At 60.4% G+C, this 22,012-nt stretch carries 19 protein-coding genes and 3 pseudogenes; 11 read left to right on the top strand and 11 right to left on the bottom strand.

Translation table 11 applies throughout. The features are described 5' to 3' along the window. Positions 1-85, top strand: a pseudogene (locus HX866_RS34525) (hypothetical protein); the annotation flags it as partial. Here HX866_RS34525 and HX866_RS32650 read toward each other — a convergent pair. From HX866_RS32650 to HX866_RS32620, 7 genes and pseudogenes are all read right to left on the bottom strand, one after another. Continuing rightward, positions 79-795: pseudogene (locus tag HX866_RS32650) on the bottom strand (ABC transporter permease subunit); the annotation flags it as partial. The pseudogenes HX866_RS34525 and HX866_RS32650 sit on opposite strands and share 7 nt — an antisense overlap. Continuing rightward, the gene (locus tag HX866_RS32645) at positions 792-1,934 is read right to left on the bottom strand and encodes an ABC transporter ATP-binding protein (protein ID WP_177091062.1); all 1,143 of its coding nucleotides are present in this window, start codon (positions 1,932-1,934) and stop codon (positions 792-794) included. The gene HX866_RS32645 and the pseudogene HX866_RS32650, both read right to left, overlap by 4 nt. A 72-nt stretch (positions 1,935-2,006) precedes the next feature. Then, the gene (locus tag HX866_RS32640) at positions 2,007-3,101 is read right to left on the bottom strand and encodes a polyamine ABC transporter substrate-binding protein (protein WP_177091064.1); all 1,095 of its coding nucleotides are present in this window, start codon (positions 3,099-3,101) and stop codon (positions 2,007-2,009) included. Between the two features lie 71 nt (positions 3,102-3,172). Continuing rightward, on the bottom strand, positions 3,173-4,282 hold the full coding sequence (locus HX866_RS32635; protein ID WP_177091066.1) for a polyamine ABC transporter substrate-binding protein: 1,110 nt from the start codon (positions 4,280-4,282) through the stop codon (positions 3,173-3,175). A 175-nt stretch (positions 4,283-4,457) separates the two neighbouring features. Then, a complete protein-coding gene (locus tag HX866_RS32630; protein WP_177141164.1) occupies positions 4,458-5,822 on the bottom strand; it encodes an aspartate aminotransferase family protein in 1,365 nt (454 codons plus the stop codon). 55 nt (positions 5,823-5,877) lie between these two features. Next, complete coding sequence (locus HX866_RS32625) at positions 5,878-7,236, bottom strand: glutamine synthetase family protein (protein WP_177091070.1); 1,359 nt, start codon at positions 7,234-7,236, stop codon at positions 5,878-5,880. A gap of 69 nt (positions 7,237-7,305) precedes the next feature. After that, positions 7,306-7,704, bottom strand: a pseudogene (locus tag HX866_RS32620) (gamma-glutamyl-gamma-aminobutyrate hydrolase family protein); the annotation flags it as partial. Positions 7,705-7,982: 278 nt separating this feature from the next. Here HX866_RS32620 and HX866_RS32615 point away from each other — a divergent pair. Together HX866_RS32615 and HX866_RS32610 are read left to right on the top strand one after the other, a co-directional pair. Continuing rightward, the gene (locus tag HX866_RS32615; RefSeq protein ID WP_177091074.1) at positions 7,983-9,359 is read left to right on the top strand and encodes a glutamine synthetase family protein; all 1,377 of its coding nucleotides are present in this window, start codon (positions 7,983-7,985) and stop codon (positions 9,357-9,359) included. A gap of 228 nt (positions 9,360-9,587) precedes the next feature. Then, the gene (locus HX866_RS32610) at positions 9,588-10,226 is read left to right on the top strand and encodes a TetR/AcrR family transcriptional regulator (RefSeq protein ID WP_177141162.1); all 639 of its coding nucleotides are present in this window, start codon (positions 9,588-9,590) and stop codon (positions 10,224-10,226) included. 18 nt (positions 10,227-10,244) lie between these two features. Here HX866_RS32610 and tauD read toward each other — a convergent pair whose 3' ends face one another. From tauD to tauA, 4 genes are read right to left on the bottom strand one after another with little or no spacing between them, the layout of a single operon-like run. Then, complete coding sequence (gene tauD / locus HX866_RS32605; protein ID WP_177141161.1) at positions 10,245-11,078, bottom strand: taurine dioxygenase; 834 nt, start codon at positions 11,076-11,078, stop codon at positions 10,245-10,247. A 57-nt stretch (positions 11,079-11,135) separates the two neighbouring features. Then, positions 11,136-11,966 carry a taurine ABC transporter permease TauC gene (tauC, locus tag HX866_RS32600; protein ID WP_177091080.1) on the bottom strand — a complete coding sequence of 277 codons (831 nt, stop codon included), beginning with the start codon at positions 11,964-11,966 and terminating at the stop codon, positions 11,136-11,138. Further along, on the bottom strand, positions 11,963-12,757 hold the full coding sequence (gene tauB, locus HX866_RS32595; protein WP_177124117.1) for a taurine ABC transporter ATP-binding subunit: 795 nt from the start codon (positions 12,755-12,757) through the stop codon (positions 11,963-11,965). Before tauB ends, tauC begins: the two co-directional genes overlap by 4 nt. Before the next feature lie 21 nt (positions 12,758-12,778). Further along, positions 12,779-13,756, bottom strand: coding sequence for a taurine ABC transporter substrate-binding protein (gene tauA, locus HX866_RS32590; protein WP_177091084.1), 978 nt, complete (start codon positions 13,754-13,756; stop codon positions 12,779-12,781). A 720-nt stretch (positions 13,757-14,476) separates the two neighbouring features. Here tauA and HX866_RS32585 point away from each other — a divergent pair. The 8 genes from HX866_RS32585 to HX866_RS32550 all read left to right on the top strand — a co-directional run bounded on the left by HX866_RS32585 (position 14,477) and on the right by HX866_RS32550 (position 21,766). Beyond that, entirely contained in the window at positions 14,477-15,838 is a 1,362-nt protein-coding gene (locus HX866_RS32585; protein WP_177099386.1) for an OprD family porin, read from the top strand. A 318-nt stretch (positions 15,839-16,156) separates the two neighbouring features. Beyond that, positions 16,157-16,795 carry a peroxiredoxin gene (locus HX866_RS32580; protein ID WP_177124116.1) on the top strand — a complete coding sequence of 213 codons (639 nt, stop codon included), beginning with the start codon at positions 16,157-16,159 and terminating at the stop codon, positions 16,793-16,795. A gap of 212 nt (positions 16,796-17,007) precedes the next feature. Next, entirely contained in the window at positions 17,008-17,601 is a 594-nt protein-coding gene (gene ssuE / locus HX866_RS32575; RefSeq protein WP_177091090.1) for an NADPH-dependent FMN reductase, read from the top strand. 93 nt (positions 17,602-17,694) lie between these two features. Beyond that, entirely contained in the window at positions 17,695-18,660 is a 966-nt protein-coding gene (locus HX866_RS32570; RefSeq protein ID WP_177099390.1) for a sulfonate ABC transporter substrate-binding protein, read from the top strand. A gap of 25 nt (positions 18,661-18,685) precedes the next feature. Then, positions 18,686-19,834, top strand: coding sequence for an FMNH2-dependent alkanesulfonate monooxygenase (gene ssuD / locus HX866_RS32565; protein ID WP_177141160.1), 1,149 nt, complete (start codon positions 18,686-18,688; stop codon positions 19,832-19,834). 9 nt (positions 19,835-19,843) lie between these two features. Continuing rightward, positions 19,844-20,635, top strand: a complete 792-nt coding sequence (ssuC, locus tag HX866_RS32560; RefSeq protein WP_177141159.1) for an aliphatic sulfonate ABC transporter permease SsuC — start codon at positions 19,844-19,846, stop codon at positions 20,633-20,635. Then, positions 20,632-21,438 carry an aliphatic sulfonates ABC transporter ATP-binding protein gene (ssuB, locus tag HX866_RS32555; protein ID WP_177141158.1) on the top strand — a complete coding sequence of 269 codons (807 nt, stop codon included), beginning with the start codon at positions 20,632-20,634 and terminating at the stop codon, positions 21,436-21,438. Before ssuC ends, ssuB begins: the two co-directional genes overlap by 4 nt. Before the next feature lie 112 nt (positions 21,439-21,550). Further along, positions 21,551-21,766, top strand: coding sequence for a TOBE domain-containing protein (locus tag HX866_RS32550; protein ID WP_017125347.1), 216 nt, complete (start codon positions 21,551-21,553; stop codon positions 21,764-21,766). Positions 21,767-22,012 lie beyond the last annotated feature (246 nt).

Raw genomic sequence — 22,012 nt, 5'->3', positions numbered from 1 at the left:
GATCACCGTGCCGCTGTCGAAGAACGGCATCATTGCAGGCGCAATGCTGGTGTTTATCCCGGTGGTGGGTGAGTTCGTGATCCCCGGGATAAACACCAGCATTGCGCCTGCAATGATGCCGTTCTTCGACAGCGGCACGGTGATCTTCCAGAAGCTGTTGAAGGTGCTCGAACCCAGGTCCGAGGCGGCTTCCAGCAGGCTCTGGTCGTGTTTCACCAGGTTGGCGTAGAGCGGCAGGATCATGAACGGCAGATACGAATACACCACGCCGATATACACCGCGAGGTTGGTATTGAGGATCTGCAACGGCTCGCTGATCAGCCCGGTCCACATCAGGAAAGCGTTCAACAACCCGTTGTTGCTGAGAATCCCCATCCAGGCGTAGACGCGAATCAGGATCGCGGTCCAGGTCGGCATCATGATCAGCAGCACCAGCACGGTCTGCAATTCCTTGCGCGCCCGGGAAATGGCATAGGCCATCGGATAGCCGATCAACAGGCACAACATCGTGCTGAAGAAAGCCATCTTCAGTGACCCGAGGTAGGCCGCCAGGTACAGGTCGTCGTCCCCCAGCATCGTGTAGTTGCCGAGGTTGAGGATGATCTGCAGCTTCTGCTCAACGAAGCTGTAGATCTGCGTGTACGGCGGAATCGCCACGTCCGCTTCGGCGAAGCTGATCTTCAGGACGATGAAGAACGGCAGCATGAAGAACAGGAACAACCAGAGGAACGGAATCCCGATGACCGCATGCCGGCCACTGGGGGTTATTCGTTGCACCAGGGATTTGAGTTTCATGAGCGCAATACCACGCCGCTGTCGTCTTCCCACCAGACGTAGACTTCATCGCCCCAGGTCGGCCGCGCGCCCTGGCGCTCGGCGTTGGCGACAAAGGACTGCACCAGCTTGCCGCAAGGCAGCTCGACGTAAAACACCGAGTGGCCGCCCAGGTAGGCGATATCGTGGACCTTGCCCCGCGACCAGTTGTACTCGCCGGTCGGCGGCACCGGGGTCACCAGCAGTTTTTCCGGGCGAATCGCATAGGTGACACGTTTGTCCTGCACCGAGGTACTGACCCCGTGGCCGACGTAGATATCGCGCTCCAGCTCCGGGCTGGCGATCCGCGCATAACCTTCGGCGTCGTCCACCACTTCACCTTCGAAGATGTTGACGTTGCCGATGAACTCGCAGACCAGACGACTGGTCGGGGTTTCGTAGATGTCGATCGGGCTGCCGATCTGGGCGATCCAACCCAGGTGCATGATGGCGATGCGTTCAGCCATGGTCATGGCTTCTTCCTGGTCGTGGGTCACCATGACGCAAGTCACGCCGACGCGCTCGATGATCTCGACCAGCTCAAGCTGCATTTGCGAACGCAGCTTCTTGTCCAACGCGCCCATCGGTTCATCGAGCAACAACAGCTTCGGCCGCTTGGCCAGGGAGCGCGCCAGGGCCACGCGCTGACGCTGGCCACCGGACAGTTGATGCGGCTTGCGCTTGGCGTACTGGCTCATCTGCACCAGCTTGAGCATTTCAGCCACGCGGGCATCGATCTCGGCCTTGGGGATCTTGTCCTGCTGCAGGCCGAAGGCAATGTTCTGCGCCACAGTCATATGTGGGAACAAGGCGTAGGACTGGAACATCATATTGATCGGCCGCTCATAGGGCGGCAGATCGGTGATGTCGACGCCATCGAGGAAGATCCGCCCTTCGGTCGGGCGCTCGAAGCCGGCGAGCATGCGCAGCAAGGTGGATTTACCCGAACCCGATCCGCCGAGCAGGGCGAAGATCTCGCCCTTCTTGATTTCCAGGGACACATCGTCCACGGCAATCGTCTCATCGAACTTCTTCGTGACCCTGTCGATCTTGACCAACACCTGCTTGGGTGTCTGGTCGCCCTCGAGGGCTTTCTTATAGGCGCCGGAGGCAACTGCCATTTGTAAAACTCCCAACAAGATTTAGCCGCCGGGCCTGGGTGACCCGGCTTTGAATGGTTCGACCCACGGGCATCACATGCCCGACTTGACCTTGGTCCAGCTGCGGGTCATCAAGCGTTGGATCTTCGGGGGTAGTTCAGCGTTGACATACAACTTGTCCAATACGGCTTGCGGTGGGTAAACCGCTTCGTCGGTGCGCACAGACTGATCCATCAGATCGCCAGCCTTTGGGTTCGGGTTGGCATAACCGACATAATCGCTGACCTGGGCAATCGCTTCAGGTTTGAGCAGATAATTGATAAAGGCATGGGCCTCCTTGACGTTGCCGGCATCCCGGGGGATCGCCAGCATATCGAACCAGAGGTTACCGCCTTCCTTGGGAATCGCGTAGGCGATGTTCACGCCTTTCTTGGCTTCTTCGGCGCGCTTCCTGGCCTGGAAGACGTCGCCAGAGAACCCGGCCGCCACGCAGATTTCGCCGTTAGCCAAGTCGGAAATGTACTTGGACGAGTTGAAGTAGGTGACGTAAGGACGGATCTTCAGCAGCTTCTCTTCGGCCAGCTTGTAGTCTTTTTCATTAGTGCTGTTGGGGCTCAGGCCCATGTAGTTGAGCACCGCCGGCAGCATCTCATCGGCGGAATCGAGGAACGCCACGCCGCATTTGGAGAGCTTCTTGATGTTCTCCGGCTCGAACAGCACCGCCCAGGAGTCGATCTTGTCGACACCCAGCGCCGCCTTGACCTTCTCGACGTTGTAACCGATGCCGTTGGTGCCCCACAGATAAGGCACGGCGTACTGGTTGCCCGGGTCGTTCTTTTCCAGGCGTTTCATCAACGCCGGATCGAGGTTCGCGTAGTTCGGCAACTGCGCCTTGTCGAGTTTCTGGAACGCGCCCGCCTTGATCTGCTTGCCGAGGAAATGGTTGGACGGCACCACCACGTCGTAGCCGGTGTGGCCGGCCAGCAACTTGCCTTCCAGGGTTTCGTTGGAATCGAAAACATCATAGACCGGCACAATGCCGGTGGCCTTCTGGAAGTCCGCCAGGGTGGTCTGCCCGATATAATCCGACCAGTTATAAATATGCACGGTCGGTGCCGCTTGCACACTGACCGCCAAGGTCAGGCCTGCGCCCGCCAGCATGGCTTTGCGAAAGAAAGAAATAGACACGTGGAGATCCTCTGGAAATCCGCGGGAGTTGCCCAAGGCTGCGCAACTCCCGTGGGTTATCTCAAATCGACTTATTTACCCGATTTGATCTTGGTCCAGCTGCGGGTCATTTCGCGCTGGGTCGCCGCTGGCAGATCGGCGATGGCATACAACTTGGCCTGCACATCCGCTGGCGGGTAGATGCCCGGGTCGCTGGTGATGCTCTTGTCGACCAACGCCGTCGCCTTCTCGTTACCGTTAGGGAAACGCACGCTGTCGGTGATCGCCGCCATGACTTCCGGCTTGAGCAGGTAGTTCATGAACTTGTAGGCCGCTTCGGTGTTTTCCGCATCTTTAGGGATCGACACCATGTCGTAGAAGCTGCCGGCGCCTTCTTTCGGAATGCTGTAGGCAACTTTGACTTTGTCACCGGCTTCGGCGGCACGGGACTTGGCCTGCTGGACATCGCCCGAATAACCGATGGCGACGCAGATGTTGCCGTTGGCCAGGTCAGAGATGTACTTGGACGAGTGGAAGTAGGAAATCGACGGACGCAGTTTGAGGAACAGATCTTCGGCTTTCTTCAGATCGTCCTTTTTCTGGGTGTCGGTCGGCAGACCCAGGTAATGCAAGGCCACCGGCAGCATTTCGGTCGGCGAATCGAGGAAGCTCACGCCGCAGCTTTTCAGCTTGGCGAGGTTCTCAGGCTTGAGTACCACGTCCCAGGAATCGATCTTGTCCACGCCCAGGGCGGCCTTGACCTTCTCCGGGTTGTAGCCGATGCCGATCGAGCCCCACATGTACGGGAAGGCGTGTTTGTTGCCCGGGTCGCTGATCGAGACGGCCTTGAGCAACGACTGGTTCAGGTTGCCGTAGTTGGACAGTTTCGACTTGTCCAGTTCCTGGTAGACGCCGGCCTTGATCTGCTTGGCCAGGAAGTTGTTGGATGGCACAACGATATCGTAACCGGACTTGCCGGCCAGCAACTTGGCTTCCAGGGTTTCGTTGCTGTCGAAGACGTCGTAGACCACCTTGATGCCGGTCTCTTTTTCGAAATTTGCAACGGTGTCCGGTGCGATGTAGTCAGACCAGTTGTAAACGTGCAGCACCTTGTCGTCCGCGTGAGCTGCGCCCGCCATGACACCCGCCAACGACAGCGCGAGGAGAGTCTTGCCGGCTACGTTCTTACCTAATGCCTTCATGCGTCATGCTCCAATTATTCTTTTTAACCCGCTGTTCGGCGGCCGATTCCAGGGCAACTCGAAACAGTGGGGGTAGTCTGGCAAGATCCAAGGCAGCCTTTCAAGAAAAGACCACCCTTTCTGATTGCTCTGAGCGAAAGTACCTACACCTTACTTCCGGCTCAGAGCCTAGCACTTAGCCCTGTAACGCACTCAGGGTCAGATCCAGGCACTTGCGCGCCTTCGCCACCAACTCGTCGATCTCGGTTTTGCTGATCACCAGTGGCGGCGCGATGATCATGGTGTCGCCGACGGCACGCATGATCAGTCCATTATCAAAGCAGAACTGTCGGCAGATCATGCCGACGCCTGCGCCGATATACCGTGCACGGGTGGCCTTGTCCTTGACCAGTTCGATGGCGCCCAACAGGCCCACACCGCGAACTTCACCCACCAACGGGTGATCGTTCAGTTCCCGCAGACGTTTCTGCAAATAGGGTGCCGTTTCGCTCTGGACCCGCTCGATAATTTTTTCTTCGCGCAGGATACGGATGTTTTCCAGGGCTACGGCGGCGGCCACCGGATGGCCGGAATAGGTGAAGCCGTGGTTGAAGTCGCCGCCTTCGTTGAGCACCGCGACCACTTCGTCACGCACGATCAGGCCACCCATGGGGATGTAGCCGGAGGTCAGGCCCTTGGCGATGGTCATCATGTCCGGCTTGAGGCCGTAGAAGTCACTGCCGAACCACTCACCGGTGCGGCCGAAACCACAGATCACTTCGTCGGCGACAAACAGGATGTCGTACTTGGCGAGGATTTCCTTGATCCGCGGCCAGTAGCTGTCCGGCGGCACGATCACCCCACCCGCGCCCTGGATCGGCTCGGCGATAAAGGCGCCGACGTTGTCGACACCCAGCTCGAGAATCTTTTCTTCCAGTTGGTTGGCGGCCCAGACCCCGAACTCCTCGGGGCTCATGTCACCGCCCTCGGCGAACCAGTACGGTTGCGGGATGTGGACGATGCCCGGGATCGGCAAGTCGCCCTGTTCGTGCATATAGGTCATGCCGCCCAGGCTCGCGCCGGCCACGGTGGAACCGTGATAGCCGTTCTTGCGACTGATGATGACCTTCTTGTTCGGCTGGCCCTTGATCGCCCAGTAATGGCGGACCATGCGCAGCATGGTGTCGTTGCCTTCGGAGCCGGAACCGGTGAAGAACACATGGTTCATGCCTGCGGGTGCGATCTCGGAGATGGCCTTGGCCAGCTCCAGCACCGGCGGGTGGGCGGTCTGGAAGAACAGGTTGTAATACGGCAACTCGCGCATCTGCTGGCTGGCGGCATCGGCCAGTTCATCACGACCGTAGCCGATGGCCACGCACCAGAGACCCGCCATGCCGTCGAGGATCTGGTGGCCTTCGCTGTCCCAGAGATAAACGCCCTTGGCATGGGTGATGATGCGCGGGCCTTTCTCTTTCAGCTGTTTGAAGTCGCTGAAGGGGGCCAGGTGGTGATCCCTGCTGAGGGCTTGCCACTCACGGGTTTGCGGGTTGTTGCTGGTCATACGGATCTCCTAGATTCCAGTGAAGGCGCGGCTATGAACCGCCGCGCCCGACACATCAGACGGCGAAGAGCAGGAATTCCCGCTCCCACGAACTGATGACGCGCTTGAAGTTTTCATGCTCGGCCCGCTTGACCGCGACGTAGCCTGTGATGAATTTTTTGCCCAGGTATTTCTCGATGGTCTTGCTGTTTTCCATCCGTTCCAGGGCGTCTTCGATGGTCAGCGGCAGGCGCAGGTTGCGGCGTTCGTAACCACGACCAACCACCGGGGCGCTCGGGTTCAGGCCTTCGACCATACCGATGTAGCCACACAGCAGGCTTGCAGCAATCGCCAGGTACGGGTTGGCGTCGGCGCCCGGCAGGCGGTTTTCCACGCGACGGTTCTGTGGGCCGGCATCCGGTACCCGCAGGCCGACGGTACGGTTTTCTTCGCCCCATTCGACGTTCACCGGCGCCGAGGTGTCCGGCAGGAAGCGGCGGAACGAGTTGACGTTCGGCGCGAACAGCGGCAACAGCTCGGGGATCAGTTTCTGCAGGCCACCGATGTGATGCAGGAACAGTTGGCTCATGGTCCCGTCTTCATTGGAGAAGACGTTCTTGCCGGTGGTGATGTCGATGATGCTCTGGTGCAGGTGCATGGCGCTGCCGGGTTCGCCGGTCATGGGTTTGGCCATGAAGGTCGCCGCCACGTCGTGCTTGAGCGCCGCTTCACGCATGGTGCGCTTGAACACCAGGATCTGGTCGGCCAGGGACAGCGCGTCGCCATGCCGGAAGTTGATTTCCATCTGCGCCGTGCCGTCCTCGTGGATCAGCGTGTCGAGGTCCAGCTCCTGCAGTTCGCACCAGTCGTAGACGTCTTCGAACAGCGGATCGAATTCGTTGGCTGCTTCAATGGAGAAGGACTGGCGACCGGTTTCCGGGCGTCCGGAACGGCCGATCGGCGGCTGCAACGGGTAGTCCGGGTCGTCGCTGCGCTTGGTCAGGTAGAACTCCATTTCCGGCGCCACGATCGGCTGCCAGCCCTTGGCGGCATAGAGTGCCAGGACCTTCTTGAGCACGTTGCGTGGCGACAGCTCGATGGGGTTGCCCTGCTTGTCGTAGGTGTCGTGGATCACCTGGGCGGTGGGTTCGATGGCCCAGGGCACCAGATACACCGCGTTGCTGTCGGGGCGGCAGATCATGTCGATGTCGGCCGGGTCGAGCAGCTCGTAATAGATGTCGTCTTCGACGTAGTCGCCGGTCACGGTCTGCAACAACACGCTCTCGGGCAGGCGCATGCCTTTTTCGGCAATGAACTTGTTGGTCGGCGAGATCTTGCCCCGGGTGATGCCGGTAAGGTCGGCAATCATGCATTCGACTTCTGTGATCTTGTGGTCTTTCAACCAATCGGTGAGCTGGTCGAGGTTGTTACTCATAAGTGCCTCTGGGTTGGGGTTCCTGACGTCTATTATCAGTCAGGCATTCCTTGGCGTATCGGCGTCGCGTTGAAAAATCCGCTTTCGACCGATATTGCCGAAAACCATGTTCATGTCCTCGAAGCCCTGGCAAACGCCGAGCACCGGAATGCACGCCGCCACAGCGGTGCGGATCAACGGCAGGGTAGTGCGTTCGCGTGCAGAATCATGAGCAGTGCCCGGAGCGCTGGCCGGGCCGCCGTGCAAATGCGCATTGACGTTGGCGCAAGAGCCGGTAAATGGGGGCCCCTCCAGACCGTCGAGAATATCGGACGGTTCAAGCCATTCGCCCAGGGAAGGAAGAATCAGCGGCAGCCCTTTGGCTGCTACAGCCACAGCACGGACATCGTTGTCGCCACTGATGGGATAAGCCTGCAATCCGACCTGTCTGGAGCATGCGGTAACGCCGATCAACGGCAGGCGAGACATGAAGCACCCCGGTATTATTGCTGTTATGGGTTTTAATCGAGCTTAGCCTTGTTCATTTTTTTACACAACACCCCCGTAAAAAATACAACACGACCCGCTCAAGCCTGCGGTGCCGGAGAGTGCCCCGCCCAAAAAATCGCCCCAAAAGGCCGCAAAAAAGCCCTTCGAGCGCTTTTTCAGGGCAAAAAAGGCCTCGCTTGACTTCGGCATGCCGTTCGGGTTGACTGAAACCAGAAAAGATCAATGATTGATATTTTTAACAACAAAGGTGTTGCATCATGTCGGTACCCCCGCGTGCCGTTCAGCTTAACGAAGCGAACGCGTTCCTTAAGGATCATCCTGAGGTTCTGTACGTAGACCTTCTAATTGCGGATATGAATGGTGTGGTGCGCGGCAAGCGCATCGAACGCACCAGCCTCCACAAGGTTTACGAGAAAGGCATCAACCTGCCTGCCTCTCTATTTGCCCTGGATATCAACGGCTCGACGGTAGAAAGCACCGGCCTGGGTCTGGACATCGGTGATGCTGACCGAATCTGTTATCCGATCCCCGACACCCTGTGCAATGAACCTTGGCAAAAGCGCCCGACCGCGCAACTGCTGATGACCATGCATGAAATCGAAGGTGCACCTTTCTTCGCCGACCCTCGGGAAGTCCTGCGGCAAGTGGTGAGCAAGTTCGACGAACTCGGCCTGACCATCTGCGCCGCGTTCGAACTGGAGTTCTACCTGATCGACCAGGAGAACGTGAACGGCCGCCCACAACCGCCCCGCTCGCCGATCTCCGGCAAACGCCCGCACTCGACACAGGTCTACCTGATCGACGACCTCGACGAATACGTCGACTGCCTCCAGGACATCCTCGAAGGTGCCAAAGAGCAAGGCATCCCGGCTGACGCCATCGTCAAGGAAAGTGCCCCGGCGCAGTTCGAAGTGAACCTGCACCACGTGGCCGACCCGATCAAGGCCTGCGACTACGCGGTCCTGCTCAAGCGCCTGATCAAGAACATCGCCTACGACCATGAGATGGACACCACCTTCATGGCCAAGCCTTACCCGGGCCAGGCAGGCAACGGGCTGCATGTCCATATCTCGATTCTCGACAAAGAAGGCAAAAATATTTTTGCCAGTGAGGATCCCGAGCAGAACGCCGCGCTGCGTCACGCGATCGGCGGTGTGCTCGAGACCCTACCGGCGCAGATGGCCTTCCTCTGCCCGAACGTCAACTCCTACCGTCGTTTCGGCGCCCAGTTCTACGTGCCGAACTCGCCGTGCTGGGGCCTGGATAACCGGACCGTGGCGATCCGCGTACCGACCGGTTCATCAGACGCCGTGCGCATCGAACACCGGGTCGCCGGTGCCGATGCCAACCCGTACCTGCTGATGGCTTCGGTCCTGGCGGGCGTGCACCACGGCCTGACCAACAAGATCGAGCCGGGCGCTCCGGTGGAAGGCAACAGCTACGAGCAGAACGAGCAGAGTCTGCCGAACAACCTGCGCGATGCTTTGCGCGAGTTGGACGACAGCGAGATCATGGCCAAGTACATCGATCCGAAATACATCGATATCTTCGTGGCCTGTAAAGAGAGCGAGCTGGAGGAGTTCGAACACTCCATCTCCGACCTCGAGTACAACTGGTACCTGCATACCGTGTAAGCGGTTGCCGCGATAAAGAAGAACGCCGTAGGCCTCGCGCCTGCGGCGTTTTTTTGTGCCCGCCTATCGGCGGATCGCCAGCAAGCCGGCTCCTACAACTTCAGCGGCGGGTGCAACATTCGGTACGACGCAAACCCCGTGGGAGCCGGCTTGCCGGCGATGGCGTACTCACAGACACCCCGCAACCGTCCTCGCGTACAATGCCCGCTGCCCTTGTCGGAGAAGCCCATGTCCCGCCCCGCCACCGCTCGCAAACCCCGTGCACGCAGCCAGGCCCGGATCGACTCGATCCTCGACGCCGCCCGCACCTTGCTTGCCGCCGAAGGCGTGGCCAGTCTGTCGATCTACAGCGTGGCGGAACGCGCCGAAATCCCGCCGTCTTCGGTCTATCACTTTTTCGCCAGCGTCCCGGCCCTGCTCGAAGCCCTGACCAACGACGTCCACGCGGCCTTCCGGGCCACCCTGGAGGCGCCCATCGATCATCAGGCCCTCACCAGCTGGCGTGACCTGTCACGGCTGGTGGAACAGCGGATGCTGAACATCTACGAAGAGGATGCGGCGGCGCGTCAGTTGATCCTCGCGCAACACGGCCTGACCGAGGTCACCCAGGCCGACCGCCAGCACGACATCGAGCTCGGCGACCTGATGCACAAGCTGTTTATCCGGCATTTCGAATTGCCGGCGCTGCCGACGGAGGTCGATGTGTTCGCCCTGGCGATGGAGCTGGGGGATCGGGTCTATGCGCGCTCGGTGCAACTGCACGACCAGATCACGCCACGTATGGCGGAGGAAGGAATGCGGGTATTCGATGCCTATCTGGGACTGTATTTGCCGCCTTACCTGCCCCGGCGCGAACACCCGCTCTAACGCGCTATCAACAGAAGGTCAGAACGGCGCATCGCCAAGGATGGTCGCCCGGTGCATCACCCGCCGGTTCGGCCGGTAATCGTCCACCGCATAATGCTGGGTCACGCGGTTGTCCCAGAAAGCCACGTCATTTTCCTGCCAACGCCAGCGAATGGTGAACTCCGGGCGCGTCGCATGGGCAAACAACAACTTGAGAATCGCCTCGCTCTCGGCTTCTTCCAGCTCGTTGATACGGGTGGTGAAACCGTCATTGACGAACAACGCCTTGCGCCCGCTCACCGGGTGCGTGCGGATCACCGGGTGTGACAGCGGTGGATTTTTCTTGCGGGTCTCCTCCCAACGCGCCAGGTCTTCAGGCGTATTGCCGAAGCGCTCGAGGGGAAACGACTTGATGAAGTTATGCGTGGCCGTCAACCCGTCCAGCAGTTGCCGCAACGGCGCCGATAACGCCTCGAACGCCGCGATTCCGCTGGCCCACAGGGTGTCGCCACCAAACGCCGGCAGTTGCTTGGCGCTGAGTACCGCACCCAGTGCCGGGGTCGGCAGGAAGGTGACATCGGTGTGCCAGATCGCATTGTCGCGCACGTCGGTCAGCGCCGTGTCGAGGACCATCACCTCGGGCTGCTCAGGCACGTTCGGGTAGATCGGATGAATATGCAGGTCGCCGAAATACCTCGCGAACGCCACCTGTTGTGCCGGGTCCAGCGGCTGGTTACGGAAGAACAGCACCTGATACTTGAGCAACGCCTGCTGGATCGCGTCGCGGTGCTCAACGGTCAACGGACGATTCAGGGCAACGCCGTCGATCTGTGCGCCCAGGGCGGCGCTCAGGGGAGTAATGGTCAGGCTCATGATCGATCTCTTCAAATACGCGCCAGGCTGTCGGCGTGGTCATTACGTTGCGGTCTGTCAGTGGGCCTGGCCGTGCCACGGCACCAGCTTGCGTTGCAGGGCGCGCAGGCCCATCTCCATGGCAAAGGCGATCAGCGCGATCACCAGGATCCCCAGCACCACCACATCGGTCACCAGGAACTGCGCCGCCGACTGCACCATGAAACCCAGGCCGCTGGTGGCGGCAATCAACTCGGCGGCCACCAGGGTCGACCAACCGACACCGAGGCCAATGCGCACGCCGGTGAGAATGTCCGGCAAGGCGCTGGGCACAATCACATGGCGAATCAGCTGGGCACGAGTGGCCCCCAACGATTGCGCGGCCCGCAGCTTGGCCGGGTCGACGGTACGCACACCGGTGGCCGTGGCGATGGCGATCGGGGCAAAAATCGCCAGGTAGATCAGCAGCACTTTCGACAACTCGCCGATCCCGCACCAGATCACGATCAGGGGCAGATAGGCCAGCGGTGGGATAGGTCGGTAGAACTCGATCAGCGGATCAAAAATACCCCGGGCGATACGGTTGTGGCCGATGGCAATGCCCACGGGCACCGCGGTCAGCACCGCAAAACCGAGGCCCAACCCGATACGCCCCAGACTCGCCCCCAGGTGCTGCCACAGGGTCGAGTCCATATAGCCCTTGGTCGCCAGCAACCAGCCTTTGCCCAGCACCGCGCCAGGCGCAGGCAGGAACAACGGCTCGATCAGGCCCGCGGCCGTCACCGCCCACCAGAGCAGGAGCAAGGTCAGCAGGGTCAGCACACTGATCCAGCGGGTGCTCAGGCTGCGGCGCACCGGCACGCCTTTCGACTGGCTCGCCAGTGTCACCGGCAATTCATAGCTGCTCATACGAACTCCTGCCGCTGGGCGGCGCTGCGTTGGGAGAACACACGGGCCAGCACATGCTCGCGGGTTTCAATAAAACGCGGATCGGACTTGATGGCCCGGGCCGATTCACCGGCGCTGTAGCGCTGACCGAAATCCAGGCTCAGGCGCTCGACGATCTGCCCCGGATTGGGTGCCAGCAGAATCAGGTCGGTGGCGAGAAAAACCGCCTCTTCTATATCGTGGGTAATCAGGAACACCGGCTTGGCGGTGCGGCGCCAGACTTGCAGCAACAACTCCTGCATCTGTTCGCGGGTAAAGGCATCGAGGGCGCCGAACGGCTCGTCCATCAGCAAGACCCGAGGGTCCGCCGCCAGGGCGCGGGCCAGGCCGACACGCTGTTTCTGACCACCGGAAAGTTGCCAGATCCGACGCGCGTCGAAGCCGGCCAGATCCACCAGCGCCAGCATCTCCCGGGCGCGGCTTTCGCGCTGTTGCCGGGGCACGCCCGCCAACTCCAGACCGAAGCCGACATTGGCCAGCACATCCTGCCAGGGCAACAAGGCGTCATCCTGGAACACCACGCCGCGCTCGGCACTCGGGCCCTTGACGGGCACGCCGTCGAGGGTGATGCGCCCGGCACTCGGTTCGACGAAGCCGGCGATCAGGTTCAACAGCGAAGTCTTGCCGCTCCCCGAAGGCCCGAGTGCCACCAGCAGTTGCTGGGGGCCGAGGCTGAGGGAAATGTCCGCCAGCACCGGCTCGGCCGCGCCGGGGTACTGTGCGCTGATGCGCTCCAGCTGTAACAAGGCCATGACGGCGGCTCCTCGGCGGAATCAGTTAGTGATGAACTGGGCGCTGACGAAAGGCGCGTAGTCCGGCAGCACGGCGTCGACCTTGCCCTGCTCTTTCAGGAACGCGGCGGTGTCGGTGATGGCCTGGGCGGTCGGCTTGCCGAGCACGCTGACCTGATCAGCCGCCAGCGGATAGACGTTGCCTTGCAGCAGTTGGGGGATATCCGACGCCTTGGCACCGGAGAGCTTCACCAGCTTGTCGATATTGCCCTTTTCCGCCAGCCAGGCTTGCGGGTCCTTGCGGTACTGGGCGTAGGCATCCAGGGTGACCTTGGCGAAGGCCTTGACGATCTCCGGGTGCTTCTCGGCGAAGTCCTTGCGCACGATCCAGGCATCGAAGGTCGGCGCGCCCAGCTTGGCCAGTTCGCCGGAAGTGATCAGCACCTTGCCGTTTTCCTTGGCCACACCCAGTGCCGGGTCCCAAACGTAAGTGGCGTCGATATCACCGCGTTTCCAGGCAGCAATAATGGCCGGCGGCGCGAGGTTGAGAATCTGTACTTTCGAAGGGTCGATGTTCCAGTGCTTCAATGCGGCCAGCAGGCTGTAGTGCCCGGTGGAGACAAAAGGCACGGCGACTTTCTTGCCGATCAGGTCCTGGGGCGAATTGATCCCGGAGCCGTCACGGGCCACCAGGGCTTCAGCACCGCCGATCTGGGTGGCGATCAGGAAGGTTTCCACCGGCACCTTGCGGGTGATGGCCGCGGTCAGCGGGCTGGAACCGAGGTAACCGATCTGCACATCACCCGAAGCGATGGCGGCAATGATGTCGGCGCCGTTGTCGAATTTGCGCCAGTCGATCTTGGCTTTGGTGGCTTTTTCATAAGCGCCGTCGGCCTGGGCAACCTTCGCCGGATCGACCGTGGTCTGGTAGGCCACGGTCACATCGGCAGCCTGGGCAAACAAGCTGGCCCCGGCCAGGGACAAGGCCGCCAGGAGGCGGAAGGGAGAATGAAGTTTCATGGGACAAGTTCCTCGACAGGCGACCGGGAATCGGCATGTAGAGAGACTAAATGATCTAAGAATCTTAAAATAAATAACTTATTAGCATTAGCTTATGAGTCAAAATATTACCGCTACCGCCGCGTTAACGGCGCGGAGCCCTAAACTTCCAATACTGGCCAGCCGCCACCCTCCGGGGCCAGGCTGGCCGTGGCCCGCAGGGCGGTCCGTGGAAGAACTAAAACCGACGAATGAAAGTGCAATCCGCGTTTTTTCTTCTATGGTTCTTTGCGCGGCAAGGTGTCAACCGTCCGGCTTAATCAGCCAAATGCTGTAATAAATTGACGGGAGTGGCAGCGTTTAGCCATGATTGCGTCGCCTTTTTGAACTTTCCTGTCCCTGAGAACTTATCTCAAATACGGACTGCTCTAAAAAAGAGGCTAAAAATGCTTTTCAGAAATAAGTCTGGAGGCCGAAACAGACCTCAGGCCTGGGTTAATCTTCGGGCTTTTTATTCCTGAATCGTCTTAAAAAGGACGAAATAGTTCTTTTTGGGTTTATGAAGAATTTCATTACCCTGCAGGGACCAAATTTACGGCGAGCTAGACCAAAGTCTAGACATGGTTTGTTACGATTGACTTACCAGTCACGATCTGGTGCTAATCGCGCATCTGTGGCTATCAAGGGACGCTAGATCCCCGGCCAAGACACACAAAAATTAGAAATGAGAGGAGCTGTACCATGAAGAAGTCCACCTTGGCCCTGGCTGTGGCCGTAGGCGTTTTGGCACAACACGCATATGCCGATGGGCAAGCGGATGCCAAAGGTTTTATCGAAGGCGCGACGTCGACCCTGGGTCTGCGTAACTTCTACATCAACAACGATAACCGTAGCGGGAAACCTGCTCAAAGCTTGGCCTCCGAATGGGGTCAGGGCTTCGATCTGCGCTTCAACTCCGGCTACACCCAAGGCACTGTAGGTTTCGGCCTGGATGTGATCGGCCTGGAAGCCATCCGCTTGGATACTGGTCGTGGCTCCAACGGGGCAACGACGACAACCTCGGGCGGTACAGTATTCCCGACCGAAACAACTGGCGGTAAAAACTCCAAGGCAGTCAACGATTTTGGTAGCCTGGGTCTGACCGGCAAAGTCCGTGTTTCGCAGACCGAACTGAAGATCGGCACGTTGCTGCCGAACAACCCAGTGATCAAGTACAACGATGGTCGTCTGCTGCCACAAACCTTCACAGGTGGCGAGATCAAGTCTAACGAGATCAAGGACCTGACATTGACCCTCGGCCAGGTTGAAAAAGCCAAGGGCCGTAACTCCAGCGACGACGCAGATCTGTCCATCGCTGGCGCCAACAAAAGCTCCAACTATGACACCGGTAAGTTCAGCAACAAATTCCAGTATGCCGGTGCCGACTACAAGATCACCAAGGATCTGGTCGCTTCGTACTACTTCGGCGAGCTGAAAGATTTCTACTCGCAGAACTTCCTGGGTCTGGTGCACAACTGGGCCATCGGCCCTGGCGTCCTGAAAAGCGACCTGCGTTACTACCGCAGCCGTGACAACGGTGCCAATGCCAATACCACCGGCTACTTCACCTCCGGCTACTACCCGGACAACGCCGTCCAGACTGCTGGCAAGGTCGACAACGACCTGTACAGCTACCTGGCCCTGTACTCGGTTTCCGGCCACACCTTTGGTGCCGGCTACCAGTACACCAAAGGCGACAGCGACTTCCCTTGGCTGAACCAGGGTGACGGCTCGTCCAACAGCACCATCACCGACATGCAGATCCAGAAGTTCGCCCGTGCTGGCGAGCGCACCTGGCAAGCTCGCTACGCCTATGACTTCGCCAAGGTGGGTGTACCTGGCCTGACCGCTGGCGTTATCTACCTGCATGGCGACAACATCCAGTCGACCACTGGCGACAAAACCGAGTGGGAACGCGATATCACCGTTTCCTACGTTGTTCCAGAAGGCACCTTCAAAAACGTCGGCCTGTCCTGGAAAAACGCGATGTGGCGTACCAACGTAGCGACTCCGAACCAAGACGAAAACCGTCTGATCGTCAGCTACTCGATCCCGCTGCTGTAAGCGTGATCGTTTAAAGTCGAGATCCACACTCAGCCCGGCGCAATGCCGGGCTGAGTGCTTCACGTATTGCTTAACACTACCTCTCAGCTTCGACTCGAACGCCAACCTTCGACATCACGGCGCCCCAGTACCCCACTGAGTTACATCCCCTTAGCCCTCTCACAAGCTGTGGACAAGAGTGCTCCTGCGCGCCGCCTGCGTCCAATGAAGAACTTTTTAATATTCAATTAAGCTCTAAATAAATCGATATTTATTCTTTTTAAATAAACCCCACAGCAGGCACAGTAGGCTCATCACGCACTCACCAGGAGCAGCACCATGAGCCTAAGACTCGGCGACATCGCCCCCGACTTTGAACAGGATTCCAGCGCCGGCACGATTCGTTTCCACGAGTGGCTCGGCGACAGTTGGGGCGTGCTGTTCTCCCACCCGGCGGACTTCACCCCGGTGTGCACCACGGAGCTGGGCTTTACCGCCAAGCTCAAGGACGAATTCGCCCAGCGCGGTGTCAAGGCCATCGCCCTGTCGGTGGACCCGGTGGACTCGCACCACAAGTGGATCGAGGACATCAACGAGACCCAACACACCGTGGTCAACTTCCCGATCCTGGCCGATGCCGACCGCAAGGTCTCCGACCTCTACGACCTGATTCACCCGAATGCCAACGACACCCTCACCGTACGCTCGCTGTTCGTGATCGATCCGAACAAGAAGGTGCGGCTGACCATCACCTACCCGGCCAGCACCGGGCGCAATTTCCACGAGATCCTGCGGGTGATCGACTCCTTGCAGCTCACCGACCACTACAAGGTGGCCACCCCGGCCAACTGGCAGGACGGTGACGAGGTGGTCATCGTGCCATCGCTCAAGGACGAAGACGAAATCAGGAAACGCTTCCCGAAAGGCTACCGCGCGGTGAAACCGTATCTGCGCCTGACGCCGCAGCCCAATCGCTGACAGCACTTTTTTACCGACTCACGATGCAGGGGTTTCAGGCCGTTTCGACGGCCTGTTTTTTTGCCTGGAAGAAAGCCGGCCTCATATTCATTTAAAGAATAAACAAATGAAAAAATGAGATTTATGGATATATAAATCAGCTGGTATGGTCTGTCCATCCTGATGAGATCGCAGCCCGCGAATCACCGACAAACGCTCAAGGAATTACCGGCATGCTGGTTGTCACACTTGGAGGAAGCCCCAGCCAGCGATCACGCTCCGGGGTACTGCTGGACCAGGCCCGGCGCTGGCTGATCGAACAAGGCGTGGAAGTGGTGAGTTACCAGGTCCGCGACTTCCCGGCCGAAGACCTGCTCCATGCGCGCTTCGGCAGCCCGCAGATCGTCGAGCTGCTGCAACAGATCGAAAACGCCGATGGCCTGGTCATCGCCACGCCGGTGTACAAGGCCTCGTTCTCCGGCGCCCTGAAAACCCTGCTCGACCTGCTCCCCGAACGCGCCCTGAGCCACAAGGTGGTCCTGCCCATGGCCACCGGCGGCAGCATCGCCCATATGCTCGCGGTGGACTACGCCCTCAAGCCGGTGCTCTCGGCCCTCAAGGCCCAGGAAATGCTCCACGGCATCTTCGCCGAGGACAGCCAGATCGCCTATGGCGAAGGCAGCGCCCAGGCCCAGCTGGCACCCGCTCTGGAACAACGCCTGGGCGAGGCCCTGGAACAGTTCCACAGCGCCCTGGCGCGCCGTCCCAAGCCCTTGGACCCGAGCCTGCTCAATGATCGCCTGCTCACCGCTCGCTGGAGCATCTGAGCCGTTCTACCCGATATCGATGTACTGACCTTACTCGCCCGCCAACGGGCAAGCAGGTGCAGCCAAAACCCTCACCGCAAAAAGGAGAGCGCCATGCGCCCTGTCATTTTGCGTCGTGGTCTGGTCGCTCTGTTTGCTGCGGCTGTCACCTTCGGCGCCATCACTCAAGCTCAAGCCGAGACGCTTCGGATCGGTTATCAGAAATACGGCACCCTGGTGCTGCTCAAGGCCAAGGGCACCCTGGAAAAACGCCTTGCCGCCCAAGGCGTGCAAGTGCAATGGACCGAGTTCCCCGGCGGCCCGCAACTGCTTGAAGGGCTGAACGTCGGCTCCATCGACTTCGGCGTGACCGGCGAAACCCCGCCGGTGTTCGCCCAGGCGGCCGGTGCCGACCTGCTCTATGTCGCCTCCGAACCACCGGCCCCCAGCAGCGAAGCGATCCTGGTGCCCAAGGACTCGACGATCCAATCGGTGCAGGCCCTCAAGGGCAAGAAAGTCGTCCTCAACAAAGGCTCCAACGTCCATTACCTGCTGGTCCGCGCCCTCGAAGACGCCGGCCTGAAATACAGCGATATCAACACCGTGTACCTGGCACCCGCCGATGCCCGCGCCGCCTTCGAACGCGGTAGCGTCGACGCCTGGGTCATCTGGGATCCGTACCAGGCTGCCGCCGAGCAACAGTTGCACGCCCGCACCCTGCGTGATGGCACCGGTCTGGTGGACAACAACCAGTTCTACCTCGCGACCCGCCCCTACGCCGAAAAACACCCTGACGTGATCAAGACCCTGGTGGAGGAAGTCCGTGCCGTGGGCGACTGGTCCAAGGCCAACCCCGAGGAAGTCACCACCCAAGTGGCGCCGCTGCTCGGCCTGCCCGCCGACATCACCCTGATCTCGGTGAAACGCCAGGGCTATGGCGCGCAATTCCTCACCCCGGCCATCGTGGCGGCGCAACAGAAAATCGCCGACAGCTTCTACCAGCTCAAATTGATTCCCAAGCCGCTGAGCATCAAGGACGTGATCTGGACGCCTCCGGCCACCGTCGCCAAAGCACTTTGAACCGTATTCCTTAGGAGACCACTCCATGAGCCTCAATATTTTCTGGTTCCTGCCTACCCACGGTGACGGCCATTACCTTGGCACCGCCGAAGGCGCACGCGCCGTTGACCACGGTTACCTGCAGCAGGTGGCCCAGGCCGCCGACCGTCTCGGTTTCGGTGGCGTACTGATCCCCACCGGACGCTCCTGCGAAGACTCCTGGCTGGTGGCCGCTTCGCTGATCCCGGTGACCCAACGACTGAAATTCCTGGTCGCCCTGCGCCCCGGGATCATCTCCCCGACGGTGGCGGCGCGGCAGGCCGCGACCCTCGACCGACTGTCCGGCGGCCGTGCACTGTTCAACCTGGTGACCGGCGGCGACCCGGATGAACTGGCCGGCGACGGTCTGTTCCTCAGCCACGAAGAGCGCTACCAGGCTTCGGTGGAATTCACCCGCATCTGGCGTCGCGTGCTGGAAGGCGAAACCGTCGACTACGACGGCCAGCACATCAGCGTCAAAGGCGCCAAGCTGCTCTACCCGCCGATCCAGCAACCGCGTCCACCGCTGTACTTCGGCGGCTCGTCGGAAGCCGCCCAGGACCTCGCCGCCGAGCAGGTGGAAATGGTCCTGACCTGGGGTGAACCGCCCGCCGCCGTCGCCGAGAAAATCGAGCAGGTGCGAATCAAGGCCGCCAAGCTCGGGCGCACCGTGCGCTTCGGTATTCGCCTGCATGTGATCGTTCGCGAAACCAATGCCGAGGCCTGGCAAGCGGCGGACAAACTGATCTCCCACCTGGACGACGAGACCATCGCCCGTGCGCAGAAATCCCTGGCGCGCTTCGACTCCGTCGGCCAGCAACGCATGGCCGCCCTGCACGGCGGCAGCCGCGACAACCTGGAAGTCAGCCCCAACCTCTGGGCCGGCGTCGGCCTGGTGCGCGGCGGTGCCGGCACGGCGCTGGTGGGCGATGGCCCGACCGTCGCCGCACGGGTCAAGGAATACGCGGACCTGGGCATCGACACCTTTATCTTCTCCGGTTATCCCCATCTGGAAGAGTCGTACAAGGTGGCTGAATTGCTGTTCCCGCACCTGGATATCGAGCGTCCGGAACTGCCGAAAAGCGCCGGTTACGTCAGCCCCTTCGGTGAGATGGTCGCCAACGACATCCTGCCCAAAGCGGCGTCCCAGAGCTGAGGCTGCGCCATGACGACCTTGACGAAAATCACCCACAAGCTCGCGCCCTGGGCTCTGCCCGTGCTGTTGCTGGCGGTGTGGCAACTGTCGGTGTCGGCCGGCTGGCTGTCGACCCGGATCCTGCCCGCGCCGAGCGCGGTGATCGAAGCCGGTGTCGCGCTGGTGCGCAGCGGTGAGATCTGGAAACACCTGGCCATCAGCGGCTGGCGCGCCGGTATCGGTTTCACCATCGGTGGTGCCATCGGCCTGGCCCTGGGCTTTATCACCGGCTTGTCGAAATGGGGCGAACGCCTGCTCGACAGCTCGGTGCAGATGATCCGCAACGTACCGCACCTGGCGCTGATTCCCTTGGTGATCCTGTGGTTCGGCATCGATGAGTCGGCGAAGATTTTCCTGGTGGCCCTGGGCACCCTGTTCCCGATCTACCTCAACACTTACCACGGCATCCGCAACGTCGACCCTGCCTTGGTGGAAATGGCCCGCAGCTACGGCCTGTCCGGTTTCAGCCTGTTTCGCCAGGTGATCCTGCCCGGCGCCCTGCCTTCGATCCTGGTGGGCGTGCGCTTTGCCCTGGGCTTCATGTGGCTGACGCTGATCGTCGCGGAAACCATTTCAGCCAGTTCCGGGATCGGCTACCTGGCGATGAATGCCCGGGAATTCCTGCAAACCGACGTGGTGGTGTTGGCCATCGTTCTCTATGCCGTCCTCGGCAAACTGGCGGACCTCGCCGCGCGGGGCCTGGAACGGGTCTGGCTGCGCTGGCACCCGGCCTATCAAGTGAACAAGGGCGGTGCGCAATGACGGCTCAACAACCTCCACGCCTGCTGCGGGGTATTCCGCTGGCGGTGCGCAACCTGCAGAAAACCTTCGGCCAGCGCCAGGTGCTGCGCGAGATCGACCTGCATATCCCGGCCGGGCAGTTTGTCGCCGTGGTCGGCCGCAGCGGTTGCGGCAAAAGCACCCTGCTGCGCTTGCTGGCGGGCCTCGACCAACCTACCGACGGCGAGCTGCTGGCCGGCTCAGCAGCCCTGAGCGAAGCCCGCGACGACACCCGGTTGATGTTCCAGGAAGCGCGCCTGCTGCCGTGGAAAAAGGTTATCGACAATGTCGGCCTCGGCCTCAAGGGCAACTGGCGTGCGCAGGCCCTGGAAGCCCTGGAAGCGGTCGGCCTGGCAGACCGTGCCCATGAATGGCCGGCGGCGCTGTCCGGTGGCCAGAAACAACGTGTAGCCCTGGCCCGCGCCCTGATTCACAAACCGCGCTTGCTGTTGCTGGACGAGCCGCTGGGGGCCCTCGACGCCCTGACCCGGATCGAAATGCAGCAACTGATCGAACGTCTCTGGCAGCAGCATGGTTTCACCGTGTTGCTGGTGACCCACGACGTCAGTGAAGCCGTGGCGATTGCCGACCGGGTGATCCTGATCGAAGACGGCCAGGTCGGACTGGACCTGCACGTCGAATTGCCACGCCCCCGGGTGCGCGGTTCCCATCGTCTTGCGGCGCTGGAGACCGAAGTGTTGAACCGGGTGCTGTCGCTGCCTGGCGTACCGCCGGAGCCGGAACCTGTATCGCCCTTGCCCACGCAGTTGCGTTGGGCGTTGTAGGAGAAGAGCAGCGGCAAGCGACGAGCTTGAAGCTGCAAGTAGAAGCGCCACATTCCTGCTTGCAGCTTGAAGCTGGAAGCTTGTGGCTTATTTCGACCCCAGGAGAAATACCATGACCATCAAAGCCATCAACGTTCGCAACCAGTTCAAGGGCACCATCAAGGAAATCGTCACCGGCGACGTGCTCTCGGAAATCGACGTACAGACCGCTTCGGGCATCGTCACCTCGGTGATCACCACCCGTTCGGTGAAAGAGCTGGAACTGCAGATCGGCAGCGAAGTGATCGCCTTTGTGAAATCCACCGAGGTGTCCATCGCCAAGCTGTAAGCGATGGAAACACATGACCCCGGAGGGTTTGGCCCTTCGGGGGTTTTTATGGGTTGGGGAAAGTGATTTACTCGACGACTTGTATGGCGGGCGGTGCGCGGGGCACTTTCGGGTGCGCCGGGTGCCTGACATCTCGGTTGACCAACCTGCGTATCGCCAGCCACCCGTTTAAAAATTCGCAACGTCCCAAAAACGAAAAAACCGGCGCTGGGCCCAATGCCTGTAAGTTAAGAATAATCTCAAGCC

The sequence above is a fragment of the Pseudomonas gingeri genome, from assembly GCF_013386165.1.
Taxonomy (GTDB): Bacteria; Pseudomonadota; Gammaproteobacteria; order Pseudomonadales; family Pseudomonadaceae; genus Aquipseudomonas; species Aquipseudomonas gingeri_C.
The sequence above is the reverse complement of the archived record's forward strand: the minus strand, read 5'-3'. Positions and strand labels throughout refer to the sequence as shown.

Bases quoted from the DNA above. Each gene is read 5' to 3' on its own strand.
- HX866_RS32645 (WP_177091062.1), bottom strand. From the start codon at position 1,934: ATGGCAGTTGCCTCCGGCGCCTATAAGAAAGCCCTCGAGGGCGACCAG.
- HX866_RS32635 (WP_177091066.1), bottom strand. From the start codon at position 4,282: ATGAAGGCATTAGGTAAGAACGTAGCCGGCAAGACTCTCCTCGCGCTG.
- HX866_RS32630 (WP_177141164.1), bottom strand. From the start codon at position 5,822: ATGACCAGCAACAACCCGCAAACCCGTGAGTGGCAAGCCCTCAGCAGG.
- HX866_RS32625 (WP_177091070.1), bottom strand. From the start codon at position 7,236: ATGAGTAACAACCTCGACCAGCTCACCGATTGGTTGAAAGACCACAAG.
- HX866_RS32615 (WP_177091074.1), top strand. From the start codon at position 7,983: ATGTCGGTACCCCCGCGTGCCGTTCAGCTTAACGAAGCGAACGCGTTC.
- HX866_RS32610 (WP_177141162.1), top strand. From the start codon at position 9,588: ATGTCCCGCCCCGCCACCGCTCGCAAACCCCGTGCACGCAGCCAGGCC.
- tauD (WP_177141161.1), bottom strand. From the start codon at position 11,078: ATGAGCCTGACCATTACTCCCCTGAGCGCCGCCCTGGGCGCACAGATC.
- tauC (WP_177091080.1), bottom strand. From the start codon at position 11,966: ATGAGCAGCTATGAATTGCCGGTGACACTGGCGAGCCAGTCGAAAGGC.
- tauB (WP_177124117.1), bottom strand. From the start codon at position 12,757: ATGGCCTTGTTACAGCTGGAGCGCATCAGCGCACAGTACCCCGGCGCG.
- tauA (WP_177091084.1), bottom strand. From the start codon at position 13,756: ATGAAACTTCATTCTCCCTTCCGCCTCCTGGCGGCCTTGTCCCTGGCC.
- HX866_RS32585 (WP_177099386.1), top strand. From the start codon at position 14,477: ATGAAGAAGTCCACCTTGGCCCTGGCTGTGGCCGTAGGCGTTTTGGCA.
- HX866_RS32580 (WP_177124116.1), top strand. From the start codon at position 16,157: ATGAGCCTAAGACTCGGCGACATCGCCCCCGACTTTGAACAGGATTCC.
- ssuE (WP_177091090.1), top strand. From the start codon at position 17,008: ATGCTGGTTGTCACACTTGGAGGAAGCCCCAGCCAGCGATCACGCTCC.
- HX866_RS32570 (WP_177099390.1), top strand. From the start codon at position 17,695: ATGCGCCCTGTCATTTTGCGTCGTGGTCTGGTCGCTCTGTTTGCTGCG.
- ssuD (WP_177141160.1), top strand. From the start codon at position 18,686: ATGAGCCTCAATATTTTCTGGTTCCTGCCTACCCACGGTGACGGCCAT.
- ssuC (WP_177141159.1), top strand. From the start codon at position 19,844: ATGACGACCTTGACGAAAATCACCCACAAGCTCGCGCCCTGGGCTCTG.
- ssuB (WP_177141158.1), top strand. From the start codon at position 20,632: ATGACGGCTCAACAACCTCCACGCCTGCTGCGGGGTATTCCGCTGGCG.
- HX866_RS32550 (WP_017125347.1), top strand. From the start codon at position 21,551: ATGACCATCAAAGCCATCAACGTTCGCAACCAGTTCAAGGGCACCATC.